The sequence below is a fragment of the Frankia gtarii genome (assembly GCF_025403375.1).
GTDB classification, from domain to species: Bacteria; Actinomycetota; Actinomycetes; order Frankiales; family Frankiaceae; genus Frankia; species Frankia gtarii.
This window is the reverse complement of the sequence record NZ_JAMPTM010000607.1, coordinates 1-552: the sequence shown is the minus strand read 5'-3', so window position 1 is coordinate 552 and position 552 is coordinate 1. Positions and strand designations below refer to the sequence as shown.

The 552-nt window shown below is 76.1% G+C and carries 1 protein-coding gene; it reads left to right on the top strand.

All coding sequences use genetic code 11. The annotated features are described in order from the left end of the window. The coding region (locus tag NBZ83_RS32535) for an MFS transporter (RefSeq protein ID WP_261576556.1) at positions 1-552 on the top strand (552 nt) is incomplete at both ends.

The following is a 552-nucleotide window of genomic DNA, read 5'->3' as shown; positions in this document are numbered from 1 at the left end:
CCCTCGACCCCGACGCCGCGGCACCGGCCCCCACCAGCCGTCGCCGGCGCGGGCTGGCCGGGCGACTCGGACCACGCGCCGGGTTCGCGCTACAGACCTCGATGATCGTGTCGTTCCTCGCCGCCTCCGCCGCCCCGACCCCGCTCTACGCCGTCTACCAGCAGGCCTGGGGCTTCGCCCCGGTCACCATCACGGTGATCTTCGGTGTGTACGCGGTGGCGGTCCTGTCCTCGCTGCTCGTCGTCGGGGCGCTGTCCGACCACATCGGGCGCCGCCCGGTGCTGCTCGTCGCCGCCGCCCTGCAGGCCGCCGCCATGGTCGTGTTCGCCACCGCCGGTGGCGTCGAGGCGCTCATGGCGGCCCGCATCACCCAGGGACTGGCCACCGGCGCGGCCACCGGAGCTCTCGGCGCCGGCCTGCTCGACCTGCACCGCACCCGCGGCACGCTGGCCAACGGCGCCGGCCCCTTCGCCGGCATGGCGCTCGGCGCGCTGGGCTCCAGCCTGCTCGTCGCCTACCTGCCCGCCCCCACCCGGCTGGTCTACCTGGTAC